Source organism: Streptomyces tendae (assembly GCF_008632955.1).
In the GTDB taxonomy this organism is placed as follows: domain Bacteria; phylum Actinomycetota; class Actinomycetes; order Streptomycetales; family Streptomycetaceae; genus Streptomyces.
The window spans coordinates 3,840,466-3,866,767 of sequence record NZ_CP043959.1; the positions used below are offsets into that span (position 1 = coordinate 3,840,466).

The following is a 26,302-nucleotide window of genomic DNA, read 5'->3' on the forward strand; positions in this document are numbered from 1 at the left end:
CCGCTCCGTCCGGAACGAGGACGTCCCCTCACACGCCGGTCAGCCGGTCCGGCCGTCCCGCCCGGCACCCGGCAGCGGCCGGTCGGTGAGCGCCACGTCGAAGACGTGCATCACCCCCCGGTCGGTACCCGTCGGCAGCACCACGGCGGCCACCCGCTTCGCCGGATCCAGCGCCACGGGACGCGTGCCGAACACCTTGGTCTGCGCGGTGTCCGAACCGCCCGCGGCCCGGTTGCGGCCGGTCGTCGTCACCAGCGGCTCGTTCCCGAACTGGTAGGTCGTCCCGGGTGTCCAGTCGGTGAACCCGACCGGCACCGTCTGCGTGGACCCGTCGGTGTACTCGACCACCGCGCTGCCCTGCGCCGGACCGTTGGTGGCCAGGCCCAGGAAGGAGATCCCCGTGGCCGGCCGGCCGCCGAGCGGGACGCGCTGGCCGTGCGGGATCCAGTTGTCGGGCTCGCCCGGCCCGGCGTCGGGCCAGACGAACTCGATCCCGGTGTCGCCCAGCGGCAGCCTCGCACCTGGTGCCGCGCCCGCCTGGGCCAGCCGCTCCCTCGACAGCGAGTTGTCACTGAGGTCCAGCGACCCCAGCCCGCCGTGTCCGTCCGGGGTGGTGCCCACGTTGTTCCGGGCGTCGGTGCCGTCCGTGTACGACGGCGGCACGTCCCGCGCACCGGTGCCCCAAGCGCCGGGCCGCGCGGCCATCCGGAAGGTGAGCCTGCCGCCCTCGCGGGCGAACTCCGAGGGGAGCCAGGAGCGGGTGGTGGCCCGCCCGTCGACCCTCAGCGCCGCCACGTGGTGCGCCCGCGCGGCCCCGGGGGCGTCCAGGGTGATCCGGCGCCGGCTGTCGGCGCTGTCCAGCACGACCCGCTCGAACACGGGGCTGCTCACCGCGAGGTCCGCGGTGCCCGGCACGGCGGGGAACAGACCGATGTTCGCCCACACGTACCAACTGCTCAGCGAGCCGAGGTCGTCGTTGCCGGGCAGCCCCGAGGGCGAGGTGCCGTACATCTCGTCCACCGCCCGGCGCAGCACCTCGCCCGTGCGGTCCGGCCGGCCCAGCCAGTGGTACACGAAAGGCATGGTGAAACTGGGCTGGTTGCTCAGGTACGCGCCCTTCGTGCCGTACACGCCCGCGTCCAGCTCACGGGTGTGCTCGTCCAGGTCCCGCAGGGCGGCTTCCACGCCACCCCGCTTCTCGACCAGCGCGCCCACGTTGTGCGGCACCATCCAGCCGTACTGGTAGCCGGTCGCCTGCTCGAACTGGTTGCCCCGCTCACCGAGGTCGAAGCCCCGGTCGAAGCCCGCCCGGTCACGCGGACGGATGTGCCCGCTGACGTCGTCGAACAGGTTCTGCCAGCTCTGTGCCCGCACCATGAACCGGTCGTACGTCTCCGTGTCGCCCAGCCGCTTGGCCAGTTGCGCGATACCGAAGTCGTCCACCGCGTACTCGAGCGTCTTGGAGGTCGCCGAGTCGCCCTTGCGGTTCTCGACGAAGCCGACCGTCGCGTACTGGTAGGCGTGCCGGCGCAGGGAGGTGTCGGCGGGCAGGGTCTGCGTCGACCGCATCGACTCCAGCGCGGCGTGCCGGTCGTAGTCCGTCCCGCCGAACGCGTCGATCGAGGCGACCACCGACTGCAGCGAGTCGCCGCTCATCTTCTGCTGGGACTGGTTGAGGGGCGGCCAGTTGGGCCAGGTGCCGGTCTGCCGCGCCATGTCCGTGAGCGACTGGTTGATGTCGCTGCCGACCTGGGGGAACAGCAGCGCGACCAGCTGGGCCTGGCTGCGGTAGATGTCCCAGCCCGCGTAGGTGACGTAGTGGTGGCGTCCCGGGCGGACCCGGTGGACCGTGCCGTCGTAGCCGCGGTACTCCCCGCTGACGTCGTCGAAGACGTTCGGGTGCAGCAGGGCGTGGTACAGCGCGGTGTAGAAGGTCACCCGCTGGTCCCGGGTCCCGCCGTCCACCCGCACGGTGCCCAGGGCGTCCCGCCACACTCGGGCGGCCTGCGCACGGACCGCGTCGAAGGACCTGCCGCGCGTCTCGGCGGCCGCGTTGCGCGCGGCGCCCTCGACGCCCACGTAGCTCAGGCCGGTCCGCGCGGTGACCCGGGCGCCCCGGTCGAACACCAGGTAGGCGCCGGTCCCGTGCTTGACGGTGGTGCCGGAGGCGCTGTCCGTCCCGGGGCGCACCTCGGAGCCCTGCCAGGTGCCGTGGGACCTCACCGGACGGTCGAACGTGGTCGAGAAGTAGGCCCGGTAGCGCCCGCCCTCGTCGCACACCGAGGCGGCCTCCACCCAGCCGCTCACGGTGTTGCCGTCGACCTTCACCTCGCTGCCGAACACGCGGTTGTTGGACCCCGCGACGTCGAACAGCAGCGTCGAGCCGCCGTTCGCGGGGAAGGCGAACCGGCTCACCGCGGTGCGCGTGGTCGCGGTGAGTTCCGTACGGACGCCGCCCGCGAGGTCCACGGAGTAGTAGCCCGGGTCGGCCTTCTCATCGGCGTGGTCGAAGCCCAGGTAGTAGTCGGTGATCCGGTCGGCGGGACTGGTGGGCAGGGCGCCGGAGGGCAGCGCCCCGGTGTAGGGCAGCACGGGGAAGTCGAAGCCGCTGAACCGGCCTTCGCAGCCGGTGCCGGAGAGCCGCGTCATCCCGAAGCCGCGGATCCTGTCCGCCGTGTACTCGTATCCGCCCTTCTGGTCCCCGTCCGAGGTGCGGTAGGTGGTGGGGGAGGACTGGACCATGCCGAACGGGACCGTGGCGCCCGGATACGTGTTGCCGTAGGCGCTGTTGCCCTTGTTCTGGGAGGTGTCCAGGCGGGTGCCGATGAACGGGTCGACGGCGTCGAACGCCGCGATGTCGCGGTGGCCCGGGGAGGCGGCGGCCCCGGTGGCCGGGGCCGGTCCGGCGGCCGTCGCGCCGAGGATCAGGGCGGCGGTGAGCAGTGTGCGACGCAGCGCCGTCGGTCTGCGACGGGGCGTCGGCGGCGTCGGCGGCTCGGTGGCTCTCCACATGAAGGTGGTGTTCCCTGCTTCCGTGAGGTGCTGCTGACAACGTTGTCCGGCGGCGGCCCTGTGCTGGGGCCGCGGCCCACAGTTCAGCGCCTCGGACGCGTCGGCGGAAGCCCCGGGTGACGATCGAATGAAGCCGGAGGGAAGTCACGTGCCGCTCGGCACGGCCCGTCGGCCGGACCCGCGACGGGCGGGACCGGCCGACGGAACGGGCCGTCAGGACGCGGGAACCTCGTCCACGAAGGAGGTGCCCGCGGCACGGAACGCGTCGATCTTCGCCGTGACCTGGTCCGGCGTCAGCACCTGGTCCTTGACGTGCAGGACGTAGTCCACTTGCTGGTGGTAGGCGCGGGGTGTGGCCGACTGCTGTCCGTCCAGGTCGATCAGCCACTGGTTGAAGTTGATCGACATCGGCCGCTCGGGCAGGTACGCGGCGTCGTGGGTGCCGAAGTGCCGGCCGTCGACGTAGTAGGTGATGCCGCTGCCGTCGATGGTGACGACCAGGTCGTGCCAGCCGGCGAAGCTCCGCCGGCTCTCGCTGTGCTGGTTGACGGCCTGCCAGGGGTCGGGGTCGTAGGTCTCCCAGGACGTCGTGTAGAGGATCGAGGACGGCTCGCCCCAGCCGCCGTTGGGCAGGTACTCGAAGTCGTACTCGGCGTAGTCGTCGGCCATCGGCGCCTTGAGGTCGTTGATCGTGAAGAACGTCTGCACGACGCGGTCGCCGTCCGGACCGGACACGGGGGCGTCGGAGAAGCGCACCCGGGCCGCGTAGGTGCCGTACGCGAACTTCATGCTCCGGGTGAGGATCTCGGTGTGCGTGGTGGAGGCGCCCGTGCCGGCGGTGGACGTCTCCAGGTCCATCACCGAGTTCCCGCCCGAGGAGCTGAAGGTCACCTTTGACGGGTCCCAGGTCGCGCCCGGTACGCCGGGACCGCCCGCGTTGGCGCGCACGCTCCAGCCGTGCGCCGGGAGGGCCGGGTCGGTGTGCGAGGAGTAGTCGAAGTCGTCGAAGAGCGTCTGACCGCCCTCACCGGGCGGGTCGGTGGGGTCCGTGGGGTCGGTCGGGCCGTCGCCCTCGGGTCCCGCGCCCCACACGGTGGCGCCCGCAAGCCGCGCGGTCACCTTGTCCCAGTCGGCGTACGACGTGCGCGTGGAGCCGAAGGAGTAGTCGTCGCTCTGCCGCAGCGACCGCCAGTCGGCGCGGTGGAAACGCAGTTGCAGGTCCCCGGTGTCGGCGCCGGGCGCCAGCGACCCCGCGGCCGGGGTGAACCCGATCTCCAGGTAGCGGTCGGCCGTCGCGGTGGGCCGGGGGAGTGTGCCGAAGGTGCCGGTGACGGCCGAGCAGCCGACGACCGCCCAGGAGCAGGCGAAGCGGTACGCGGTGTCCTGGGCGTCGGCCTTGAAGTAGTAGCGGATCCTGACCTGGCTCAACGGCACCGGCGCGGTGCCGGTGTTGCGGACCTTGAACCAGGGTTCGCTCTGGTCGGCGGTGGCCCCGGCGGCGCTGGTGCGGTACTGCACGGCGAGCGGGCCGGCGGTGGCGGAGGCGGTCGGGGCGGGAAGTCCGGTCAGGGCGGCGCCGCCCAGCAGGGCGGTGAGGGCGAGTGCCGCGCGGGCGCGGCGGCCGGTGGGACGAGTACGCATCCGTGGTCCTTTCACGGTGGGGGTGGCGCACGGTGGGTCGTCCGCGCGGCAGGCGTGGGGTGCCGCACGGCGGGGGCTCGCGGAGACGGACCGGTCCTCAGGGCTGACCAGTTGTCCGCCGGGCCTTACCAGTCGATGTCGAGAGAAGGTGGCATAGACCAATGTGTGCGTCAACCCCACGCGGGACAACGGGAATTGACGATCCGCAGCCGGTGTCCGCGGTGACCGGACCAGCTAAGGTCAGGGGCATACCAGTGACCCAAGACCCGCTCCCTGCGGGGCGGTCGACGAGGAGGGGAGGCCGTGTGGCCGTCGATCCCGCCGTCCCGGGCGCGATGCTCAAGCGGGAGCTGGTGCGTGACGCGCTCCTCGAACTCGTCGAGGCCCGCCGCCCCGGGGACGCCATCCCCTCCGAGCGCACCCTCTGCGCCCGGCTCGGCGTCTCGCGGCCCACCGTGCGGGCCGCGGTCGACGAACTCGTGGTCGCGGGGCTGCTGGTGCGCGAACACGGCCGGGGCATGTTCGTGGCCGCCGAGAAGATCACCCAGGAACTGGTCCCGGAGCACAGCGCCTTCACCGTGCCGCGCGCCTCCGGCGAGTGGACCAGCAGGATCATCGAGTTCCGTACCGTGCCCGCCGGTGCCCGGACGGGCCGCAGGCTGCGCCTCTCACCGGCGGCCCGGATCCGGTACGTGGCCCGGCTGCGGCTGGTGGACGGGGTGCCGATGGCCGTCGAGCACCTGCACGTCCCGGCTGACCTGGTTCCTGGCCTGACCGGCGCGGAACTCGAACAGGGTGATCTGTACATACATTTGAGGGAGCGGCACGCTGTGCGGGTCAGCGAGGCCGTGCAGTCCATCGAGCCGACGGTCGTGACCCGGGCGGAGGCGGCCCTGCTCGACGTGCCCGAGCTGTCACCGGCGCTGCTGTTCGAGCGCCTCACCACGGACACCGCGGGGCGCCCGGTGGAGTACGTGCACTCCCTCTACCGGGGCGACCGCTACCGCATCGTCTCCCGGCTGGCGCTGGGGCCGGCGGAGGAGCGGACGGGCGCGGGGGAGCGGGCGGAACCGCTTCCCGGGCCTCACCCCGGCTTCCCGCCCGGCGACCTTCCCTCCCGCGGCCCGGTCAGTTTCTCGGCGCACGGCGTGGTGCAGCGCGACTGAGGCAGCCGCGCCGCGCGGTGGATGAACGCGGAACCACCACCTCCCGAACCGTTGACAGGTCCATACCAAGGCGAGACGCTGCTGAGAGCGCTCTCACTACGTTTCCCGGCCACAGTCGAACGGAGCAGGAGCATGCTGCAGACCTTCGGACGCCGCCTCACAGCCGTGGCATTGGGCCTCGCCACCGCGCTCGGCGGTACCTGGCTCGCCACCGGGGTCCCGGCCCCCGCGCACGCCGCGGTCCCGGACACCATCCCCCTGACCGTCACCAACAACTCGGGCCGCGCGGAGCCCGTCCACCTGTACAACCTCGGCACCCAGCTCTCCACCGGCCGCCAGGGCTGGGCCGACGCGAACGGCACCTTCCACCCCTGGCCCGCGGGCGGCAATCCGCCCACCCCCGCACCCGACGCCTCCATACCGGGCCCGGCACCCGGACAGTCCACGACCATCCGCGTCCCCAAGTTCTCCGGCCGGATCTACTTCTCCTACGGCCGGAAGATGGACTTCCGGCTGACCACCGGCGGCCTGGTGCAGCCCGCCGTGCAAAACCCCACCGACCCCAACCGCGACATCCTGTTCAACTGGTCGGAGTACACCCTCAACGACGACGGACTGTGGATCAACAGCACCCAGGTCGACATGTTCTCCGCGCCCTACACGGTCGGGGTGCACCGCGGCGACGGCACCACCGTGAGCGCCGGCCGGCTCCGTCCCGGCGGCTACAACGGGGTGTTCAACGCCCTCAGAGGACAGTCCGGCGGCTGGGCGAACCTGATCCAGACCCGGTCCGACGGCACCGTGCTGCGCGCCCTGTCCCCGCTGTACGGGGTGGAGACCGGCGCCCTCCCGGCGTCCGTCATGGACGACTACGTCAACCGGGTCTGGCAGAAGTACACCGGTACCGACCTGGTCGTCACGCCCTTCGCAGACCGTCCTGACGTCCGGTACGTCGGCCGGGTCTCCGGAGGCGTCCTGCGGTTCACCGACACCTCGGGCAACCTCGCCACCACCTTCCAGAAACCGGACGCATCGTCCGTCTTCGGCTGCCACCGGCTCCTGGACGCACCGAACGACCAGGTGCGCGGCCCGATCTCACGCACCCTGTGCGCGGGCTTCAACCGCACCACGCTGCTCGCCAACCCCCACCAACCCGACCGGAGCGCCGCCGGCTTCTACCAGGAACCGGTCACCAACCACTACGCGCGGATCGTCCACGCGCACATGGCCGACGGGAAGGCCTACGGCTTCGCCTTCGACGACGTGGGCCACCACGAGTCGCTCGTCCACGACGGCAACCCGCGCCAGGCGTCCCTGACGCTCGACCCGTTCGACTGACCGGCCCCGCCCGGGCATCCGCCCCTTGAGCCGGCCCGGTGGCGGCGCGCGACGGACGCGCCGCCACCTCCGGTCGTCCGCCCGCCCGTGCCCGTCACCGGGGACCGCGATCACTCACGACGGCCAGGGCACCATAGGGTGCCCTCATGTCTGCCACGTTGAACGCTGGGAAAACCCGCGCCGCGCTGCGTACCTCGGCACGCATCTCGGGCGAACTGCTGCTGGTCCTGGTGGCGACCGGAGTGGCGCTCTGGCTGCTGGGGCGCATGTGGTCGGTGATCTGGCCCCTGATAGTCGGCCTGCTGCTCACCACGCTCACCTGGCCCGCGACCCGTTGGCTGCGCCGCCGCGGTCTGCGGCCCGCGGTCGCCGCGTCGCTGGTGACCGTGCTGTTCCTGCTGGTCGGCGCGGGCACCGTGGCACTCATCGCCGTGCCCGTCGCGTCGGAGGCCGGTGAACTCGGGGACGGCGTCGTCCAGGGCGTGCAGAAGCTGCGCGAGTGGGCCGAGGGCCCGCCGCTGAACATCGACGACGCTCAGATCGCGGGCGCCTTCGACGCCGCGACCGCCCGCCTCCAGGACAGCGCCGGGTCCATCGCCACCACCGCCGTCACCGGGGTGAGCACCGTCTTCAGCGGCCTCGTCACCGCCGTCCTTGCGCTCTTCCTGATGTTCTTCTTCCTGAAGGACGGCCCGCGCTTCCTGCCGTGGCTGCGCCGCCAGCTCCCCGGCCGGCTCGCCGACGACGTACCGGCCGTGGCCGCCCGCTGCTGGGACACCCTCGGCGCGTTCGTCCGGTCGCAAGCGCTCGTCGGCCTCATCGACGCCGTGCTGATCGGCCTCGGCCTGTGGATCCTCGACGTACCGCTCGTCCTGCCGCTCGCGGTGCTGACCTTCGTCTCCGCGTTCGTGCCCATCATCGGCGCCCTGTTCGCCGGACTGGTCGCCGTGCTGATCGCGCTGGTGTCCAACGGACTGATGGACGCGGTGCTGGTGCTCGTCCTCATCGTCGTCGTGCAGCAGCTCGAGGGCAACGTGTTCCAGCCGATGATCCAGAGCCGCGGACTCGGCCTGCACGCGGCCGTCGTCCTGCTGGCGGTGACGCTGGGCGGCAGCCTGGCCGGCATCGTCGGCAGCCTGCTCGCCGTGCCCGTCGCCGCCCTCGTCGCGGTCGTCTGGAACTATCTGCGCGAACAGCTCTCCGACCCGCCCCGGCCGCCGGCGCCCGACACCCCCGCCGCCTGACCACCGGGAACCCCGGTCCGACCCGCACCCACAGGAAGCCCCCCGTGACGTACGACCTCACCGCACTGCGCGAAGCGATCCCCGCGCTGGCCGCCGGCACCGCCCACTTCGACGGCCCCGGCGGCACCCAGACGCCGCGGCCCGTCATCGAGGCCGTCGCCGCCGCCCTGTCCCGGCCCCTGTCCAACCGGGGCGGCGAACTGCCCGGTGAACGCCACGCCGACACCCTCGTCGTCGAGGCGCGCCGCGCCATGGCCGACCTGCTCGGCGCCGACCCGGCGGGCATCGTCTTCGGCCGCAGCGCCACCCAGCTGACCTACGACTTCGCCCGCACCCTCGCCGCCGGCTGGCAGCCCGGTGACGAGGTGGTCGTCACCCGGCTCGACCACGACGCCAACATCCGCCCGTGGGTGCAGGCCGCCGAACGCGCCGGAGTCACCGTCCGCCGCGCCGACTTCGACCCGGCCACCGGTGAACTCACCGCCGACCACATCCGCGCCCAGCTCTCCGGGCGCACCCGCCTGGTCGCGGTGACCGCCGCCTCCAACCTCATCGGCACCGAACCCCCGGTCGCCGAGATCGCGCGCCTCGTCCACGACGCGGGCGCCCTGCTGTACGTCGACGGTGTGCACTACACGGCGCACGCGCCGGTCGACGTCCGGGCGCTCGGCGCGGACTTCTACGTGTGCTCGCCGTACAAGTTCCTCGGCCCGCACCACGGCGTGCTGGCCGCCGACCCGGCGCTCCTGGAGACCCTGCGCCCGGACAAGCTGCTGCCCTCCGCCGACACGGTGCCCGAACGGTTCGAGCTGGGCACACTGCCCTACGAGTTCCTCGCCGGCACCCGCGCGGCCGTCGACTTCCTGGCCGGCCTCGGCGGGCTGCCGGACGGTGACCGCAGGACCCGGCTCGCCGCCGCCTACGAGGCGATCGAGGAGCACGAGGGACGCCTGCGGGCCCGCCTGGAGAAGGGCCTCGCCGCCCTCGACGGGGTGACCGTCCACTCCCGGGCGGCCCGGCGCACCCCCACCCTGCTGATCACGTTCGACGGCCGCCGCACCGAGGACGCCTACCGCTTCCTCGCCGGGCGGAACGTCCACGCGCCCTCCAGCCACTTCTACGCCCTGGAGGCGTCCCGCCACCTCGGTCTCGGGGACACCGGCGGCCTCCGCGTCGGTCTCGCCCCCTACACCTCCGACGAGGACGTCGACCGCCTCCTCGACGGCCTGGCGGACTTTCTGAAGGAGACCCCGGCCGCGCACTGACGCCAGGGCCCGCCGGCGCCGTTCGTACGGAGGCGCCGGCGGACCGGGCATGACATCGTGGGCCCATGAGCGTCGACGTCCGCCCGGCCACGGAGTTCGAGGACGTCCGTGCCGTACTCGGTCCCAAGTCGCCGCAGGCGAACGTCTGCTGGTGCCTGAGCTACCGCATCCCCTCCCGGCTCAACCGGGAACTGAGAGGTCCCGCACGAGGGGAGCACGTCGCCGGACTGCTCCGCTCGGACACCCCGCTCGGCGTGCTGGCCCACGACGACGGCGTGCCCGTCGGCTGGGCCGCCGTCGCCCCGCGCGCCGACACCTCCTTCGCCCGCAATCGCAAGATCCCGCACGTCGACGACCTGCCGGTCTGGTCGCTGTGGTGCGTCCGGGTCCGCCCCGGCCACCGCGGCAAGGGCCTCTCGCACGCCCTGATCGCCGGCGCCGTCGCGTACGCCCGCGCGCAGGGCGCCCCCGCCGTCGAGGCCTATCCCCTCGACAACGGCGACGCCCGCGTCGACCTGACCATGGCGTACGCCGGGCTCCGCAAGAACTTCGAGCGGGCCGGCTTCACCCACGCCGCCGACACCACGTCCGTCCTGGCCGGTCACCCGCGGGTGCTGATGCGGCTCGACCTGCGCTGACGGCCCCGGCCGCCCGGCTCACGCGTACAGCGCCGCGATCTCCTTCGCGTACGCCTCCTGCGCGGCCTTCCGCTTGACCTTCAGCGACGGGGTCAGCAGGCCGTTCTCCTCGGTGAACTCGCCCTCCACCAGGGCGAAGGTACGGATGGACTCGGCGCGTGAGACGGCCTCGTTGGCGTAGTCCACGGCCTTCTGCACGTCGGCGCGCATCCGGGGGTCGCGGACCACCTCGGACAGCGGCGTGTCGGCGGGCATCCCGCGCACCGACAGCCAGTGCGCGACCGTCTCCGGGTCCAACGTGACCAGCGCGGCCACGAAGGGCCGGTTGTCGCCGACGACGAGACACTGGGCGACGGGAGGCCGGCTGCGCAGCCGGTCCTCCAGCAGGGCGGGGGAGACGTTCTTGCCGCCGGAGGTGACGATGAGGTCCTTCTTGCGGCCCGTGATGGTCAGATAGCCGTCCTCGTCCAGCGAACCGAGGTCCCCGGTCGCGAACCAGCCGTCGTCCAGGACCTCTTCGGTGGCGTCGGGGTTGTTCCAGTACGCGCCGAAGACGATGCCGCCCTTGATGTGCACCTCGCCGTCGTCGGCGATGCGCACCGACGTGCCCGGGACCGGGATGCCGACCGTGCCGGGGCGGGGACCCAGCGGCGGGACGATGGTGGCGGCGGCCGACGTCTCGGTCAGGCCGTACCCCTCGTACACCATGACGCCGGCCGCGTAGAAGAACAGGTTGAGGTCGCGTTCCAGCGGGGAGCCGCCGCTGATCGCGTACCGCAGGCGCCCGCCGAGCTCCTTGCGGACCCTGCGGTAGACCAGCAGGTCGTACAGCGCCCACCCGGCGTACAGACCGGGGCCGGGGCCCTTGCCGCGGCCCAGGAAGCGGTCGAGGTGGGCCTGGCCGAACCGCACGGCGAGACGGTGGGCACGCTCGAAGGAGGCACCGCGCCCGATCTTCTCGGCGGTGGCCCGGCCCGTGTCGTGGATCTTCTCGAAGAGGTAGGGCACGCCCACCACGAACGTCGGCCGGAACGCCTTGAGCGCGGGCCGCAGTTCGTCCGGCTTGATGCTCGGGCAGTGGCCGGTCTCGATGCGGGCCATCAGGCAGGAGATCTGCAGGGTGCGGCCCAGGATGTGGGCGAGCGGCAGGAACAGCAGCGTCGAGGCGACCTGGTCGGTGACCGCCTTGAACACGGGGTGCAGCAGTTCGACCGTGTTCGCGGCCTCGGCGTACAGGTTGGCGTGCGTCAGTACACAGCCCTTGGGGCGTCCCGTGGTGCCGGAGGTGTAGCAGACGGTCGCCACGGTGTCCGGGGTGAGGGCGGTACGACGCTTGGTGACCTCCTCGTCCGGCACGTCCCGGCCCCGTGCGACCAGGGCCGCCACGGCGCCCCCGTCCAGTTCCCACACCTGCGGCGGCGAGGGCAGGGCGGCGGTGCCCGTCCGGACGGCGGCGGTGTTGTCGGCGGTCTCCGTGACGACGTACCGGGCGCCGGAGTCCCGGACGATCCACTCCACCTGGTCCGGCGAGGAGGTCGGGTACACCGGCACGGTCCGCCCGCCGGCCGCCCAGACGGCGAAGTCCAGGAGCGTCCACTCGTAACGGGTGCGGGACATCACGGCGACCCGGTCGCCCGCCTCCAGACCGGCGGAGACCAGCCCTTTGGCCACGGCGGTGACCTCCCCGGCGAAGGCCGCCGCCGTGACCGGACGCCAGACGCCCCGCTCCTGCCTCCGCAGCACGACCGCGTCCGGGGCCTCGGCCGCGTTGGTGAACGGGATGTCGGCGGTGGTCCCCGTGGCTGGGCGCGCGGCCAGTGCCTCGGTACGGGCCTCCCGGACGACTCCGCGCTCGTCCCTGACCGTCTCCACCCTGGTACGGCCCGCCAGATCGGCCCGTCGCTTCGCCCGTTTCAGATCCTTGCGTACGCCCATGACGGCTCCCGGTCGCGGCTGATGCTGTGCTGGTGCTGTCCCTAGCTACTTACTCGGCAGTAAACTTACCCGCGCGTAAGGACGAGTCAACGGGCCGGGGCGGATCGGTCCAGCCGGCCGGCCGTACGGATCGCCTCCGCCAGCTCGCGGACGTCCGCGTCCTCGGTCCGGCCGGCCAGCGACTCGGCCCGTTCGGACAGCTCACCGAGGTCCGGGGCGCCGGGCAGGGCGCTGCCGCGCCGGCCGGGGGAGCGCAGCGCGTCGGCGAAGTAGGCGGCGGTGGCCGTGACCGTCAGCCCGCGCCGCGCCTCCCACACCGAGTCGACGAGTCGGCCGGTCTCCAGGTCGCCGGTCTCCTCGTGCGGGGTGCGGCTGTCGGGGTCCAGGTAGCGCACGGTCGCCGTGGCGAGATGCCCCTCGGCGCCGGGGCGGGTGCGCACCGCGTACAGGGCGGTCACGGTGTGACCGGGGCCCACCTCGCCGCCGTCGACCCGGTCGTCGCGGAAGTCCTCGTCGGCGACCCGGCGGTTGTCGTAGCCGACCAGGCGGAACTCGGCGACCGTCTCCGGGTCGAAGGCCACCTGCGCCTTCGCGTCGCGGGCCGTGAGGTCGATGTTGCGGGGCAGCTCCTCGCAGAACACCTCGCGGGCGTCCGCCTCGTCGGACACGTACACGGTGTGGCCGTCGCCCTCGTCGGCGAGCTGCTCCATCAGCGCGTCGCCGTAGTCGCTGCCGACGCCGACGCCGAACAGCGTGATGCCGTGCTCGCGGCGGGAACCGGAGATGCGCTCCAGGATCGTCTCCGCCTCCGTCTCCCCGGTGTTGGCGAGGGCGTCGGAGACCAGCACGACCCGGTTCGTGGCGCCCTCGCGCAGTCCTTCCACGGCGGTCCGGTACCCGGTCTCCACCCCCGCCCCGAGGTTGGTCGAGTCGGTGGGCTCCAGACTGTCGACGGCTTCGTGGACCGTGTCGCGACGGCCGCCGAGCAGGGTCATCGGCAGGACGGTCTCCGCCTCGTCGCTGAAGGTGACGAGGGCGACCGAGTCGTCGTCGCGCAGCCGGTCGGTCATGGTGCCGAGGGCCTCGCGGGCCAGGTCGAGCCGGCCCGGTTCCGCCATCGAGCCGGAGATGTCGACGACGAACGTGAGGGCGGCGGGCGGCCGGTCGTCGTCCGGCTCGGCCGCCCGGGTGGCGAGGCCCACCCGGACCAGTGACCAGTCCTCCTCGTCGGTGCGGGCGCCGTCGACGGTGACGGTGAAGCCGTCGCCGTCGGGGCGCGGGTAGTCCTGGCGGAAGCTGTTGACGAACTCCTCGGGACGCACGGTCGAGGGGTCGGGCAGCCGTCCCTCGGCGAGGGTGTGGCGGGTGTAGCCGTAGGAGGCGGTGTCGACGTCCAGCGCGAAGGTCGACAGGTGGTCGGGTTCGGGCGCCACCTCGCGGGACCCCCGCTCGCCCTCGCGCTCACCGCCCTCGTACCGGCCCGGGCCGTCCGGGGCGGGCCGGGGCACGTCCTGGGTGCGGCCGTGGTCGGACGAGGTGGCGCCCGTCCCGCCGTCCTCCCCGCTGCACCCGCTGAGCAGCAGACCGCTCGCCGCGGTGAGTGCCAGCAGCACCCCGGCCGGTCGTCGTGTCCCGTGCCACTTCATCCTGTGTACCCCCGGTGACGGTTGACGTCGTTTCACCGACTGTGACGTCGCGGTGGGCCGGAACGTGCGGTACGGGGTGTTGCAGGTGCGTCTCGAAGAGGGAACGGCGGTGTCCCGCCGAGACCGGTCGGTGATCCTCCGTTGACCCGCGCGAGTCCGCCGGACGGAGCGGCCGGTGTGGTCCGGGGCGCGGGCCCCGGACCACACCGGCCATGGACAGCACCGTCCTACGGGTAGTTCACCAGGTTCGCCACGTTGGTGGCCGCGTTGGACGGGCCTCCCCGGTCGTTGATCACGTGCCGGATGGTGCCGGTGCCGCCGAGGGAGACGGTCACCATGTTGCGGAAGCGCACACCCGGGCGGTTCGGTGCCGCGAAGGCGCGCTCCGCCGTCACGCTCGGGTTGACGTTGAAGAAGCAGTAGCTGCCGAGACCGTACGCCTCGTGGCTGGTCACGTGGTCGGCGACCTTGTACGCGGCGTAGCCCTGCGTCGGACCGTCCATCCAGGCCGCCTGGTTCGGCGGGTCGTAGGGCATCTCGTTCTGGTAGAAGTACGTCCGGCCGCCGTTGCCGTTCCAGACCGTCTGGTCCTTCTGGTAGTGCTCGACGAACAGGCCGTACATGGTGACGTCGTCGCCGTTGACGACGAGTCCTGTGTCGGCCGGGTTGGTGGTCCAGCCGATGCCGTTGCCGTGGTCACCGCGCCAGATCCACATGTGGTCGCCGATGACGTGGTCGCTGTTGACGACCAGGCTGGTGGTCGCCTTCCCCGCGTGCGCGCCGCCGACGCGGAAGTACACGTCGTGCAGCGAGGTCGGGTTCGCCGAGTGGCTCGCCGACGCCCCGTCGGGCCCGATCTCCACCAGCGTGCGGGAGTTGATGGTGCCCGCGTCGAAGAGGACACCCGCGATCTTCACGCCGTCGACGTCGGCGACCGTCATGGCCGTGACCCCGTTGTCCGGGACGAACGTGGCGAGGCCCAGGCCGAGCACCACGGTGTCGGGGCGGGTCACCCTCAGGGTCCGGTCCAGGTGGTAGACACCCGGGGTGACCAGCAGGTTCTTGCCCTCCGCCAGGGCCGCGTTGATCTGTGCCGCGCTCGCCGTGCCCGGCTTGACGACGTAGAAGCTGTCCATGCCGAGCGAGGTGCCGGCCGCGTTGCCCTCCGCCCAGGTCGTCCCCGTGGAGTCGCTGCGCAGCGCGGGCACGAACACCCGGTAGGCGCCCGCCGCGTCGACGTACAGGAAGGGCTTCTCCCGCACCTTCGGCGTCCGGTCGACGGTGGTGTACGGCGGCTGCGGGAAGGTGTTGGCCGGCACACCGCGGCTGCCGACGAAGACCATGTTCCAGTTGGACCCGTTCCAGCTGCCCAGCTGGGAGTTGCGGGTCAGCCACTGCTGCTGGGAACCGGAGCGCACCTGGCCGTCGATCTTCGTGTCGGCCATGAAACCGCCGCTGGACCAGCCGCCGTCACTGAGCTCCAGGTCGCCGCGCACATGCATGCGCCGGTAGCCGGAAGCCTGCGACACCGCCCAGCGGTCCGTCCCGCCGGTCGGGTTGACCGACAGGTTCTCGGCACCGCGCCAGAAATTCTGCGTCGCGTTCTGCGGCGGGAACCAGTCCGCCTCGACGTGCACGGCGCCGTTGATCGTCACCGCGTCCGGCGACTGCCCGAGCCCCAACACCTGGGTGTAGAAACCGACGTTGACGTCGTTGCGGTACGTGCCCGGCTTGAAGAGGACGGCGTGGCGCTCGGTGCCGAACTGGTTGGTCTCCTGTTGCCGGAAGATCGAGTCCAGCCGGCTCTGCACGGTCGACGAGGGCATCGACGGGTCGAAGACCGCCACGTTGGGGCCGAGGTCCACGTCGCCGGGCGCGGTGCTCACCGGTGTGACCTGGAAGCGCTGCGCCGCCGTGCCGTTGCAGGCGTACTGGACCAGTTGGACGCCGTCGGCCGTCGAGGCGGACGGCACGTCGAGGCACTTGCCGCTGTGCCGGTTGACGAAGCGGTACGCGCCGCCGCCCTCGTCGACCGGCAGCCACTGCTGGTTGGCGCCGCCCCCGTACGTCCACAGGTGCACGGCCGCGTTGTCGGCGGCCGACACCTCGCTGACGTCCACCACCTGCCGCTCGTCGTTGCGGGTGGCGATGCGGACGTAACCGTCGGAGGTGGGCGTGAAGCTCCATTGCTGGGCCGTGGTGCCGTTGCAGGTGTACTGCTGGACGGCCGTGCCGTTGGCCGTTCCGGCGCCGCGGGCGTCCAGACACTTGCCGCTGCCGCCGTTGACCACCGTCGACCAGCCGGACGGAACCGCGGCGGCCGCCGCACCGGCGGTGGTGTCGGCGCGGGCCGACTGGGCGGCGACCAGCAGGGAGGCGGCGGTGGCGGCGGTCGCGACGACCGCGGTCCACCGGCGGCGGTCAGGGGGCGTCGGGGGAGTGCCGGAGCGGCCACCGGGACGTGGTCGCGTGGATGCGGGCATCGTGTCTCCTGTTGTGTCATGCATATGACAGCTCAGCGCGCCGTCGCCGTTGTGCGACGGCGCGTCGGGTGGGGGAACAGGCAGGCGGAGGGGTACGCGGGCCGGGCGGCTGTGCCACTGCTTACTTCAGTTCGTGATTTAAGGAGTGACGGAAAAGGCTGTCAAGGGTTTGGTCCAGTCCAATCCGGAAAACGCGACGATCGCCGGGCCGCTCACACCGTGTCGGTGTCCGAGGCGGCGTCCGGGCGGCGGTGTGCCGTCAGGTGCTCGGGCCGCACCCGCTCCCCGGCGGCGGTCACGAACGCCAGCCGCGCCGCCGTGCCGGAGTCCGCCAGCGCGAACTGCGGAGACGTCCCCTCGGGGTGCGGCCGGTGGGTGCGCCCCCAGGAGGCCAGGGCCGCGATGACCGTGGTCAGACCGTGTCCCGCCTCCGTCAGCACGTACTCCGTGCGGGCCCGCTCCCCGGGCTCACGGTAGCCGCGCCGCTCCATCAGGCCCTCGTCCACCAGGAACGTCAGGCGCTTGGTGAGGATGTTCGGCGCGATCCCCAGGGCGTCCCGGAACTCCTGGAAGCGGGTCGAGCCCGCCAGCATCGCCTCGCGCACGATCAGCAGCGTCCAGGCGTCGCCGAGCACCTCGAGGCTCCGCGCGATGGAGCAGGTCGAGTCCTTGCCGAGCGTCTTGGCCATACGGCCAGTGTACTGGTGAGTTGCAAAACGATATCCAGGCGCTCTAGGTTTCCATGAGCAAGTCAGCCGGAGCGGGCGGTCGGTTTTCCTTCGTCGCGCCCCGTCGCTCTCCCCTCCCTCATCCCTCGACCCTGGAGGCCCGTGCCATCCCTCGGCACCCGCGGCAGTTTCCGCACGGCCGGCGCCGTCGTGGCCGTCGCGCTGTGGACCAGCGCCTGCCCGACCATGACCTACCCGCTCTACCAGGCCGCATGGGGCATCTCGACGACCACCGTCACCTGGATCTTCGCGGCCTACCCGCTCACCCTGATCCCGGTACTGCTCCTGCTCGGCCATCTCGCCGACCACCTCGGCACCCGCGTGACCATGCTCCTCGGTCTCCTGGCGCAGCTCCTCGGCGTCCTGCTGTTCGCGGTGGCGGGCGGGGTGGCGTGGCTGCTGGCAGGCCGGGTCCTGATGGGTCTCGGTGTCGGGCTGTCCATCGGTCCGGCCAGCCTCGCCATGGTCGAGCACAGCGCACCCGGCCGGGAGAAGCGGGCCGGTGCCGTCAGCACCGCCGTGTCGGCCCTCGGCATCGGCCTCGCCATGACGGTCGGCGGCGCCCTCACCGAGTACGCGCCCTTCCCTCTCCACCTCGGCTTCTTCGTCCTGGCCGGTGCCATAGCGGCCGTCGCCTGCCTGGTGGCCCGCATGCCGCGGCACACCCCGCACCCGGCAGCCGGCTCCCGGCGGCGCACACGCACCATCACCGTCCCGCAAGGCAGCCGGACCGTGTTCGTCGCGGGCGCGATCGCCTTCGCCTCGTCCTTCCTGATCGGCGCGATCGTCCTGCCGCTCGGCGCGAAGATCGCCCAGCAGCTCGCGGGCTCCACCAACGCACTGGTCACCGGCGCCCTGCTGGCCGTCTTCGCCGGCTGCATCACGCTCTTCGCGCTCCTCGGGCGCAACCTGCACGTCCGGCCGCTCGTGCTGCTCGGCGCCGTGGGGTCCGTCGCGGCGGTGTGGCTCTACGTCCTCACCGGCGTCAGCCACTCGCTGCCGCTGTTCTTCGTGGCATCGGCCGTCGCCGGAGCCGCCTACGCCTTCGACTTCGCCGGCGGGCTCACGGTGCTCAGCCGGTTCGCCCCCGCTCCGCACCGGGCGGGCATGGTGTCCGGCGGCTACCTCGTCGGCTACGCCGCCCAGGGCGTCGGGGCGCCGGCCCTCGGTGCCGTGGTGACCGCGCACGGACTGATGACCGGTCTGGTGACCGGCGCGGTCGTGTTCGGTGCCTTCTTCGTCCTCGTCGCGGTCGTCGGCCTCGTGGTGCTGACGCCGGTGCACCGGGCCGACCGTGAGGCCGCCCGCCATGTCACCGCACCGGCCCCAGGGACGGCCCGGACGGACGCGGCCCGGGCCGCGGAATGACGCCGCGCCGCCCCTCCCGCGGTGGGGGCGGGACGGGCGGCGCGGCTGGAGGGCGCTACGGATTCACGCAACCGATCGTGCCCACGGGGAAGTTGTTGCCCGTCGACGTGGCGGTGAAGCCGAACGTGGTACTTCCGTCGGGATTGATCACGCGGTTGTGGGCCGCGTTCCGCACCGTCACCGTGCCGTCGGACCCGGTGCTGAGGGTGCCGTTCCAGGCGCTGCCGATCGTGGTGCCCTGACCGGGCTTCCACCGCACGGCCCAGCCGTTGAGCGCCGAGGTGCCGTGGTTCATCACCTCGACGGACCCCTGGAAGCCGCCGTTCCAGGAGTTCACGACCTCGTACGTCGCCATGCACTCACCCGTGTGCGACGGGTCGTCGCTCGGGTCGGGGGTCGGGTCCGTGCCGGGGTCCGGGTTCGTGCCCGAGCCGCGGATGCCGGTCACCTCGCCGTTGCCGCCGTCGAAGACGACGTCGGAGCAGGAGAAGAAGTTCTCCTGGCTGTCCGAACGCACCCACTGCATGAAGATCAGCGCGTCACCGGAGCGGCCGGAGGGCAGCTGCAGGTTCCAGTAGTAGTGGCCCCCGTTGGCGCCCGGGGAGCCCTGCTGGGGCGGGTCGGTCACGGTCTGGATCAGCTGCAGGTCGTTCCAGCCCAGCGCGGACGTGGGCGACCAGCCGGGCTTGGTGATGTAGACCCGGAAGGCACCCGGGTGAGCCGCCCAGTTGCTGTACTGGACCTTGACCGTCGCCCCGGACGTCAGGTGCGTGCGGGGCCAGTCGGAACGGGCCGCGTTGTACGCGGAGAAGTCGTACGGCGACCGGTCACCGGCACTGCACAGCTTGCCGTCCGGCACGTAACCCTGGCCGCGGCCGCCCGCGTTGGAGTCCAGCACGGCGAACCAGTTGTACAGGGCGGACGCGCCGCTCTGGCTCAGGGCGGCCTTGCAGGCGGGGTTGGTCGGGTCGAGCGCGCCGGTGCCGGTGACGGCGTCCAGCTGACAGAGGTAGGTGCGTGAGCCGGGCATCATCGCCACGCCGTGCGCCTGGGCGTCGTTCTGCCAGAGGAAACTGAGTCCGAGCCCTCCGAGGAGGGTCGCCAGTACCGCTGCCAGAGAGACCAGTCTGCTTCTCAGAGCCATGGAGTCTCCTGTCCCGATGCTGAGTTCTTCATGGGCGGTGCAAGGGGTGATGGGCGGTGCGAGGGGTGGAAAAGAGAGGTGGACATGAGGGTGGAACCCCGCCCGGCCGGGAGGGCGCCGACCGGCCGGGCGGGGGCTGGGGGCGTCCCGCGGCGGAACGGGTCCGGCCGGGAGGCCGGTGCGTGAACACCGGCCGCCGGCGCGGACGTTCTCGTGGTGCGGGACGATCAGGGCGGCGGTGTGCGGCTCTCACCGGCCCGCCTCGTGCGGAGTCGCCGGGGCCCACCCTGTCGGTGCAGGGAGGGAAGAGCGGGCCCCGGCGCGAGAGGTCACGGCGGGGTACGGCCCGCCGTGCGCCTCACGCGGTCCGGCAGGCAGTGCCGTTCAGCCGGAACGCGTTCGGCTGCGCGAAGGTGCCGCTGTAGCTGCCCTGGAAACCGAAGCTCTGGCTGCCCCCGGCGGCGATCCGGCTGTTGCCGGCCGGTGCGGTCGCCGTGACGGCGCCCGAGGAGGGGGAGACGGACGCGTTCCAGGCGTTCACGACGCTCTGTCCCGAGGGCAGCGTGAAGGCGAGCTGCCAGCCGTCCACGGGAGCCGAACCGTTGTTGGTCACCGTGACGTTCGCGGTGAAGCCGCCCGGCCAGACGTTCGTCGCGTACGACACCGTGCAGGCGGCCGGGGTGCCCGGGTCGCCCGAGCCGCCGGTGTTGACGCTGGAGGAGAAGGAGTTCACCGCCAGGCCGGCGCCGTTCTGCCAGGGTTCGAAGCCTGCCTGGATGCTCGTCAGGTACCAGTCGTTGCCCGCCAGTCCGCGGGCGACGGTTGCCCGGACGAAGTCCATCACGTCGAAGCTCCAGCTGCTGATCGCGGACGGCGCGACGAACGACAGCACGTCGTTGGTGCCGTTGCCGCCGGACCAGACCTGCCAGGTGCGCCCGGCCACGGTGGCCGTGCCGACCTGCGAGCCGATCGGCTGGATCGGGCCCACCTTGTTGAGCCAGATCATGATCTCGGTCCGGTTCACCCCGTCGGTCCGGGGCGTCGGGTCCAGCCAGATGTCGTACGAGGCGTTGTACACGGCGTTGTCGACGTAGCCGTACGAGATGCTGGAGGGGGCGCTGGAGATGCCGCTGATGCGCGCGGGGAGGGCGGTTCCCGGCGAACAATTGGTGTAGTGGCAGCCGTTGAACACCGACGGGTACGACTTCGGCGCGCCGTTCGTCGGCACCGAGCCGTCGGCCTGGGTGAGGCGGAAGCCGTTGTCCGTGGCGGTGACGCACTGCGGGCGCTGGTGCCCCAGCGGTTGTTCTGGACGACGTAGCGGCCCTGGATGACCGTCGACCCGAACTCCTCGCAGACCGTGGTGTCCGCCTGGGCCGGCGCGGTCGCGGTCAGCAGTGCCGCGAGCGCGGCAAGAGCGGTGAGCAGCGCGGCCGACACGGCGCGCAGCGTGCGGGGTGGTGCCGTAACCGTGGCATGTGGGGACCTCTCCGGGAAAGGTGTGCGGGTTACCGGCGGAGCGCTCCCGCCTCCCCATTGATGGGAGCGCTCCCAGTGGTGTTCCGGGACGGGACTGTAGAAGGCGTCCATGTCCCTGACAACCCTGCGCGCAACAACCCGTCGAACGTCTTTCGAAGACGCAGGTCAGGGCGTTGATCAACGAGGGCCCAGGAGTGCCGGGAGCGCTCCCGAAACATTCGACGGACACCGGGTGCGCCCGGCGGACCGGGCGACGGGTCGTCAGGCTGAGCCGCGCACCACCAGTTCCGTGCGGAGGATGACGTGGCGCCAGGCCACCGCCGGCTCCTCCATCTCCTCCAGGAGCAGCCGCACCATCGTGCGCCCGATCTCCTCCAGCGGCTGGCGCACCGTCGTCAGCTGCGGATCGGTGTGCTGCGCGAGCGGGAAGTCGTCGAAGCCGATCACCGCGACGTCGTCCGGCACCCGCCGTCCCGCCGCGCGCAGCGCGCCCAGGGCGCCCGCCGCCATGGTGTCCGACGCGGCGAACACCCCGTCGATCTCCGGCGCCCGCTCGATGAGTTCGGCCATCGCGCGGTACCCGCTGTCACCGGAGAAGTCACCCTCCGCGATCCAGGACGCCCTGCCCTCGACGCCCGCCCGCTCCAGCGCCTCCCGGTAGCCGCGCAGCCGGCACTGGGCCACGTACATGTCGGACGGCCCGGTGACGGTCGCGACCGCGCGGCGGCCGGTGTCCAGGAGGCGTGCCACGGCACTGCGGGCCCCGCCGACGTTGTCCGCGTCGACGTAGGTCACGCTCTCGTCGCTGGAGCGCCGGCCCAGCAGGACGGTGGGCAGGCCGACCTCGGCCAGCATGTCGGGCAGCGCGTCCTCGGCGTGCACGGACATCAGCATGACGCCGTCGACCCGGCCGCCGCGCGCGTACTCCACGAGGCGCTGCCGCTCGGCGTCCGTGCGCACCAGGGTGAGCAGCAGCTGCACCTCGGTCTCGGTGAGCGCGTCCCCGACGGACCGCACGATCTCCGAGAAGAAGGGCTCACCGAACTGCCGCCAGTCCGGCTCCGTCATGACCAGGGCGACCGCGTCGGCACGCCGGCCGGCCAGCGTACGGGCCGCCAGGTTGGGGACGTAGCCCAGTTCCGCGATGGCGCGCTGCACGGCGCGGCGTGTCGTGTCCTTCACGCCCGCCGCGTTGTTGATGACGCGGGAGACGGTGCCCCGCCCCACACCGGCGAGCGCGGCCACCTCCTCGAGCGTCGGTGTGCCCGGACGCCGCCTGAGCATGCCCACCCCCACGAGATCACCTGATCCTACGGCCCCAGTCATGCCCGTAGCGACCCTTCCCGCAACCCGCTCGCGGTACCGGACTGTTCGCATTGCGCACCGGCGGTCCCGGCGGACGTGTCGGAACCCTGGACAGACGCCCCGCTCCGTGCTGTCATCCCGACTGGGCCTTACAACGTTATACACACGCTCCGCAGACCGAACGGCGAGCCACCGCCCGTCCGTCCCGTCCTCCGAACCCCCCACCGATCCAGGACGTCGAACAGGAGCCCGCGCATGCCCGTCACCAGACGCACACTCCTCGGGGCCGGAGCCCTGGGGCTCGGTACCGCCGCACTCGGCGGCCCCCTCACCCGCACCGCCGCAGCGGCCTCCCCGCGACCGGGCGCCTCCCCGCCCCCCGCCGCGACGCCACTCCCGGACGCCTTCCGCAGACTGCCCGCCGGCAGTGTCACCCCACGCGGCTGGCTGGCCGGACAACTGCGGCTCCAGCTCGACGGCCTGTGCGGCCGGTACGAGGAGATCTCCCACTTCCTCGACTTCGACACCACCGGCTGGGTGCACCCCGAGCGCCCCGGCTGGGAGGAACTCCCGTACTGGCTGCGCGGATACGTGCCGCTCGCCGTGGCCACCGGTGACCCGAGCGCACTGGCCCGCGCACGCCGGTGGATCGACGCGGTCCTCGCCACGCAGCAGCCCGACGGTTTCTTCGGGCCGCGCGCCCTGCGCACCTCGCTGGGCGGCGGTCCGGACTTCTGGCCCTTTCTGCCCCTGCTCCAAGCCCTGCGTACACATGAGGAGTTCACGGGCGACGAACGCGTCCTGCCCTTCCTGCTGCGCTTCCTGCGGTACATGAACGCCCAGGGGCCCGGCGCCTTCGACACCAGCTGGATCTCCTACCGCTGGGGCGACGGACTGGACGTCGCCGTCTGGCTGCACCGCCGCACCGGGGAACCCTTCCTGCTGGACCTGGCCGCGAAGATGCACACCCTGGGCGCGGACTGGACGGGCGCGACACCCTCGCGGCACAACGTCAACATCGCCCAGGGCTTCCGCGAACCGGCCCAGTACGCCCAGGTGACGGGCTCGGCCGAACTCACCCGTGCCACCTACCGCGCCTACGACACCGTCATGGGGGAGTACGGGAGGTTCCCGGGCGGCGGCATGGCGGGCGACGAGAACTACCGGCCCGGCTTCACGGACCCACGTCAGGGCTTCGAGACCTGCGGGATCGTCGAGTTCATGGCCTCCCACGAACTGCTCACCCGCATCACCGGGGACCCGGTGTGGGCGGACCGCTGCGAGGACCTGGCGTTCAACATGCTCCCCGCGTCCCTCGACCCGCAGGGCAGGGCGATCCACTACATCACCAGCGCCAACAGCGTGGACCTGGACGACAGGACGAAGACGCAGGGCCAGTTCCAGAACGGCTTCGCCATGCAGGCCTTCCACGCCGGCGTCGACCAGTACCGCTGCTGTCCCCACAACTACGGCATGGGCTGGCCGTACTTCACCGAGGAACTGTGGCTGACCGGCGACGACGGCGGCCTGACCGCCGCGATGTACGCGCCGTGCACGGTCCGCGCGCGGGTCGCGGGCGGTACCACCGTCACCGTCACCGAGGACACCGGCTACCCCTTCACCGACACCGTCCGGCTCACCGTCTCCACCCCGCGCCCGGTGCGCTTCCCGCTGCGCCTGCGTGTGCCCGGCTGGTGCTCCGCACCCGAACTGCGGGTCGCCGGACGACCGGTGACGGCACCCGGCGGACCGGGCTGGGCGCACGTGACGCGCACCTGGCACGACGGCGACGTGGTCACGCTCCGCCTGCCGCAACGCACCGAAGTGGGCCACCTGCCGGACCAGCACGGCGCCGTGAGCGTCCAGCACGGACCCCTCACCTACTCCCTCGAGATCGGTGAGCGTTACGACCGTTACGCGGGCGACGACACCTTCCCCGCCTACGAGGTGCACGCCACCTCACCTTGGAACTACGGCCTGACTGCCACCCCCCGGCCGGAGGTGTCCCGAACCGTCGGCCCCGTCCCCGACAACCCGTTCACGCATGCCACCACCCCCGTCCGCATCACCGCCGACGCACGGCGCATCGCGGAGTGGACCGCCGACGACGAGCACGTCGTCGCCCCCCTCCAGGACGGTCCCGCCCGCAGCGAGGCACCGGTGGAGCGGGTCACGCTGATCCCGATGGGCGCGGCACGGCTGCGGATCACCGCCTTCCCCACGGCGTCCCCGGACGGGCGGCCCTGGACGCCCGAGCCGCCGTTCCGCCGCATCGAGAACCGGCACAGCGGCAAGGTCCTCGCCGTGGACGGCATGTCGACCGAGAACAGCGCCCGCGTGGTGCAGTTCGCCGACACCCGCACCGGCGACCACGCCTGGCAGCTGATCGACCGGGGCGAGGGCTGGTACCTGATCCGCAACGGCCACAGCGGCAAGGTGCTGGGTGTCGACGGGATGTCCACCGCGGACAGCGCGCGGGTCGTGCAGTACGAGGACAACGGGACCGCCGACCACCTGTGGACGCTGCTGGACGACGGGGACGGCTGGTACCGCATCCGCAACCGGCACAGCGGCAAGGTGCTGGGTGTCGACGGGATGTCCACCGCGGACAGCGCGCAGGTCGTCCAGTTCGCCGACAACGGCACGGCCGATCACCTGTGGCGTTTCCGGTGAGCAGCTGAGGTCCGGCCGAGGCGGCCGGCGCCACGGCCGGACCGGCGGGCGCGGATCGTGGTGCGGGGGTGCGGGGGTGTCGGGCTGTCCGGGGTCGCCGGAGAGGAATCAGGAGCGGCCCGGCGCAACGCCGCCCCGCGCTCGCGCGGCACGCGCGCGCAACCCGCCCCCGCGCGCCGTCCGCGCCCGGAGCACCAGGTCCGCCGCCGCTTCCTCCCACCCGGGCGGGGTGAACGCGAAGCCGGCCTCCCGCAGCCGTCCGGGGACCACCCTGCGGCTTTTGAGCAGCAGTTCGGTGTCCGAGCGCAGCGCGAACGCCCCCAGCCCGGCCATCCAGCGGGTGGCGGGCAGGCCCACCGGCACGCCCCACGCGGCCCGCAGCACCCGCATGAACGCGCGCTGGGGGAGCGGGCCGGGAGCCGCGAGGTTCACCGGGCCCTCCAGATCCTCCGCGCGACGAGGAACTCCACCGCTCGCACGAAGTCCTCGTCGTGGATCCACGACACGTACTGCGCGCCGCCCGCGACGGGACCGCCCAGCCCCAGCCGGGCCAGCCGCAGCAGCATGTCGAACACCCCGCCCCGGTCCGGGCTCATCACCATCGCCGCACGCAGCGCGACCTTCCGCGTCGCGGGCGTCCGCGCCTCGGCCTGCGTCCGTTCCCAGTTCCTGGCGATCTCGACGCTGTACGCCCAGTAGTCGGGAACGCCGCTCTCCGAGCCGCCGACGACTCCGGTGGCCTCGTCGTTCGCGGCGTCGAAGCGGTGCGCGTAGACGGTCGCGGTGCTCATCTGCAGCCACACCCGCGGCGGCCGGCGGGCCGCCGCGATCGCCTCGCCCACCACGCGCGTCGAGGTGACGCGGGAGTCCATCATGGCGCGCAGGTTCTCCGGGGTGTACCGGCAGGAAACACTGCGGCCCGCGAGGTTGACGACGACGTCCGAGCCGTCGATCTCCTCGGCCCACGGGCCGAGGGTCGCGCCGTCCCAGCCGACGTCCCGCCGGCGCTCCGGACGCCTGGTCAGGACGACCACCTCGTGCCCGGCCGCGCTCAACGCGCGGTCCAGGACCGTGCCCACCTGTCCGGTGCCCCCGGGCAGAACGATCTTCATCGGACCCTCCGGCCTCTTCGCCTGCCTCACCCTATCGCGAAGTTTTGAACGCGTTCAACAGTGGAGTGTCGAGTGGTTCGGAGGGGCCTTCGCTGCCGGTGTGCGGGGTGCGTGAGGTCTAGGAG

At 72.3% G+C, this 26,302-nt stretch carries 15 protein-coding genes and 2 pseudogenes; 7 read left to right on the plus strand and 10 right to left on the minus strand.

Features of this window, described 5'->3' with window-relative positions; all coding sequences use genetic code 11:
• Window positions 1–39: 39 nt before the first annotated feature.
• A complete protein-coding gene (locus F3L20_RS17510) occupies window positions 40–3,012 on the minus strand; it encodes a GH92 family glycosyl hydrolase (protein ID WP_150155173.1) in 2,973 nt (990 codons plus the stop codon).
• A gap of 213 nt (window positions 3,013–3,225) precedes the next feature.
• Complete coding sequence (locus tag F3L20_RS17515; RefSeq protein ID WP_150155174.1) at window positions 3,226–4,653, minus strand: cellulose binding domain-containing protein; 1,428 nt, start codon at window positions 4,651–4,653, stop codon at window positions 3,226–3,228.
• Window positions 4,654–4,988: 335 nt separating this feature from the next.
• Between F3L20_RS17515 and F3L20_RS17520 the strand changes: the two genes are divergently transcribed.
• From F3L20_RS17520 to F3L20_RS17540, 5 genes are all read left to right on the plus strand, one after another.
• Complete coding sequence (locus tag F3L20_RS17520; RefSeq protein ID WP_167534699.1) at window positions 4,989–5,819, plus strand: GntR family transcriptional regulator; 831 nt, start codon at window positions 4,989–4,991, stop codon at window positions 5,817–5,819.
• A gap of 132 nt (window positions 5,820–5,951) precedes the next feature.
• Window positions 5,952–7,157 carry a glycoside hydrolase family 64 protein gene (locus F3L20_RS17525; RefSeq protein ID WP_150155176.1) on the plus strand — a complete coding sequence of 402 codons (1,206 nt, stop codon included), beginning with the start codon at window positions 5,952–5,954 and terminating at the stop codon, window positions 7,155–7,157.
• A 146-nt stretch (window positions 7,158–7,303) separates the two neighbouring features.
• Window positions 7,304–8,401 (plus strand): AI-2E family transporter, encoded by a 1,098-nt coding sequence (locus F3L20_RS17530; protein ID WP_150155177.1) that lies wholly within the window; start codon window positions 7,304–7,306, stop codon window positions 8,399–8,401.
• Between the two features lie 44 nt (window positions 8,402–8,445).
• Window positions 8,446–9,666 (plus strand): cysteine desulfurase-like protein, encoded by a 1,221-nt coding sequence (locus F3L20_RS17535; RefSeq protein ID WP_150155178.1) that lies wholly within the window; start codon window positions 8,446–8,448, stop codon window positions 9,664–9,666.
• Window positions 9,667–9,731: 65 nt separating this feature from the next.
• Window positions 9,732–10,304 (plus strand): GNAT family N-acetyltransferase, encoded by a 573-nt coding sequence (locus F3L20_RS17540; protein ID WP_150155179.1) that lies wholly within the window; start codon window positions 9,732–9,734, stop codon window positions 10,302–10,304.
• A gap of 18 nt (window positions 10,305–10,322) precedes the next feature.
• On the opposite strand, the gene F3L20_RS17545 is transcribed toward F3L20_RS17540, so the two are convergent.
• The 4 genes from F3L20_RS17545 to F3L20_RS17560 all read right to left on the minus strand — a co-directional run bounded on the left by F3L20_RS17545 (window position 10,323) and on the right by F3L20_RS17560 (window position 17,057).
• Entirely contained in the window at window positions 10,323–12,239 is a 1,917-nt protein-coding gene (locus F3L20_RS17545) for an AMP-dependent synthetase/ligase (protein ID WP_150155180.1), read from the minus strand.
• Between the two features lie 86 nt (window positions 12,240–12,325).
• Window positions 12,326–13,885, minus strand: a complete 1,560-nt coding sequence (locus F3L20_RS17550) for a vWA domain-containing protein (RefSeq protein WP_150155181.1) — start codon at window positions 13,883–13,885, stop codon at window positions 12,326–12,328.
• Window positions 13,886–14,112: 227 nt separating this feature from the next.
• Complete coding sequence (locus F3L20_RS17555; RefSeq protein WP_206338792.1) at window positions 14,113–16,368, minus strand: RICIN domain-containing protein; 2,256 nt, start codon at window positions 16,366–16,368, stop codon at window positions 14,113–14,115.
• Window positions 16,369–16,580: 212 nt separating this feature from the next.
• Window positions 16,581–17,057 carry a winged helix-turn-helix transcriptional regulator gene (locus tag F3L20_RS17560; protein ID WP_150155182.1) on the minus strand — a complete coding sequence of 159 codons (477 nt, stop codon included), beginning with the start codon at window positions 17,055–17,057 and terminating at the stop codon, window positions 16,581–16,583.
• A gap of 141 nt (window positions 17,058–17,198) precedes the next feature.
• Between F3L20_RS17560 and F3L20_RS17565 the strand changes: the two genes are divergently transcribed.
• Window positions 17,199–18,464 carry an MFS transporter gene (locus F3L20_RS17565; RefSeq protein ID WP_150155183.1) on the plus strand — a complete coding sequence of 422 codons (1,266 nt, stop codon included), beginning with the start codon at window positions 17,199–17,201 and terminating at the stop codon, window positions 18,462–18,464.
• Between the two features lie 55 nt (window positions 18,465–18,519).
• Here F3L20_RS17565 and F3L20_RS17570 read toward each other — a convergent pair whose 3' ends face one another.
• The 3 genes and pseudogenes from F3L20_RS17570 to F3L20_RS17585 all read right to left on the minus strand — a co-directional run bounded on the left by F3L20_RS17570 (window position 18,520) and on the right by F3L20_RS17585 (window position 22,371).
• Window positions 18,520–19,608 (minus strand): lytic polysaccharide monooxygenase, encoded by a 1,089-nt coding sequence (locus F3L20_RS17570; protein ID WP_145824504.1) that lies wholly within the window; start codon window positions 19,606–19,608, stop codon window positions 18,520–18,522.
• A gap of 358 nt (window positions 19,609–19,966) precedes the next feature.
• A pseudogene (locus F3L20_RS17580) lies at window positions 19,967–21,057 on the minus strand (GH12 family glycosyl hydrolase domain-containing protein).
• Between the two features lie 291 nt (window positions 21,058–21,348).
• Window positions 21,349–22,371, minus strand: a complete 1,023-nt coding sequence (locus F3L20_RS17585) for a LacI family DNA-binding transcriptional regulator (protein ID WP_150155185.1) — start codon at window positions 22,369–22,371, stop codon at window positions 21,349–21,351.
• A 276-nt stretch (window positions 22,372–22,647) separates the two neighbouring features.
• On the opposite strand from F3L20_RS17585, the gene F3L20_RS17590 reads away from it, so the two are divergent.
• On the plus strand, window positions 22,648–25,065 hold the full coding sequence (locus F3L20_RS17590) for an RICIN domain-containing protein (RefSeq protein ID WP_150155186.1): 2,418 nt from the start codon (window positions 22,648–22,650) through the stop codon (window positions 25,063–25,065).
• Between the two features lie 108 nt (window positions 25,066–25,173).
• On the opposite strand, the pseudogene F3L20_RS17595 reads toward F3L20_RS17590, so the two are convergent.
• Window positions 25,174–26,177 (minus strand): annotated as a pseudogene (locus F3L20_RS17595) (TIGR01777 family oxidoreductase).
• Window positions 26,178–26,302 lie beyond the last annotated feature (125 nt).